The sequence below is a fragment of the Leucobacter faecis genome (assembly GCF_054456635.2).
The window spans coordinates 1-1,649 of record NZ_JBTJEP020000036.1 but is presented as its reverse complement, the minus strand read 5'-3'; the positions used below and the strand labels follow the sequence as shown (position 1 = coordinate 1,649).

Below are 1,649 nucleotides of genomic sequence, written 5' to 3'. Positions count from 1 at the left end.
TGAGTATTCGGACTTCTGAGCACCGCCAGTATTCCGGTTGAGCACCGCCCGCTGAAGCGCAGTTATTGTCTGGTGAGCACCGGTGAATATTCCTTGTGAGCACCATCATGCGAAGCTCCTTCTGTCGCGCGCCGTAATCGTGCGACAGAAGGAGTAATTCTGATGGTACGTAAAATCAGGGCGAAGCTGGTCCTTCAGCTCCGCCACGATGGGCTCTCGTTCGCGCAGATCGAGGCTCAAGGGGTGTCTCGCCATAGCGTCATCAAGGTTGAACGGGCAGCAGCCCGAGAGAACCTTGCTTGGGATACCGCCGCTGAGATGAGCGAGGCCGAGGTATACGAGCGACTCTTCCCCGGGAGTGGTGACCGGGAGAGTGTCTACGAGCAGCCCGATTGGCCGAGGCTGCATCGCGAACTCGCACGGGTTGGAGTCACACTGAAACTCCTCCACGCCGAGTACCGCGATCAGTGCCAGGCCGCGGGCCGCCCCAACATGGGGTACGACCGGTTCTGCAAAACGTACGCTGACTATGTGCGCACGCAGGGCATCTCATCACGCGTAGGGCACAAGGCCGGTCAAACGGTCGAGGTCGACTGGTCAGGCCCGACGATGCAACTCACCAACCCCGCGACGGGGGCGACAACGCGCGTGTACTTGTTCGTTGCTTGTCTCCCGTTCTCACGCTTGGGCTTTGTCGAACCCAGCCTCGATATGCGCCAAGACACGTGGCTGTCTTGCCACGTCGCCATGTTTGACTGGTTTGGCGGCACGACCCCCAGGATCGTGCCCGACAACCTGAAAACCGGGGTGATCAAACATCCCCGCGAGGGAGAAGTCGTGTTGAACGACGCCTACCGAGAACTCGCCGCGCACTACTCGGCTGCCGTGCTACCGGGCCGGCCCCGCCGACCCAAAGACAAAGCGAGCGTTGAGAACACGGTGTGGAGTGTCGCGACGTGGGTGATCGCGTCGCTGCGCCACCGCGAGTTCGCCACGCTTCCCGAGCTGCGGGAAGCGATCTATGAGCAGATGGAAGCGTTCAACCGGGCGCCGTTCCAGAAACGTGCTGGCTCCCGGCAGAGCGTGTTCGACAGCGAAGAACGGCCCAGGCTCAGGCCCTTGCCCGCCGTCCCGTACGAGATCAGTCGTTGGGCGTATGGGCGCAGAGTGGGGCGAGACGGGCACGTTGTATGGGAGAAGAACCATTACTCGGTTCCCTACCCGCATGTGGGTGAACTCGTTGATGTGCGGGTCACTGAGCGAGTGATTGAGATCTATCAGGGCGGCGACCGTCTCGCTTCCCACGCCCTCGCCCCGACAAACGTCACTGGCGAATACTGCACCAGGGATGGTGATCTGCCCGACGGCCCCAAGTATCAGGAGTGGGACAGCGCGCGGGCCCGTGAGTGGGCGACACGAATCGGCCCGCACACCACGACCGTTGTCGCACGCATCTTCGCGTCTGTACCGATCGAGGAACAAGGTTTGAATGCGGCTTTGGCGGTGTTGCGGCTCTCTCGCAGGTATGCCAGTAGCCGGGTCGAGCGAGCGTGCGAGATCGCGTTGGCGACCAAGGTCAGGTCTCCTCGTTACGCGCATCTGCGCCCCATCCTCGAGACCAGACAAGACGAGACGGGGAAACGGCGTCC

Annotated in this window: 1 protein-coding gene; it reads left to right on the top strand. The window is 62.0% G+C overall.

Translation table 11 applies throughout. From position 1 onward, the window contains the following. Positions 1 to 162: 162 nt before the first annotated feature. Positions 163 to 1,649, top strand: a 1,487-nt coding sequence (gene istA, locus ACXR2T_RS15735; RefSeq protein WP_489945560.1) for an IS21 family transposase, incomplete at its 3' end; no start/stop codon positions are given.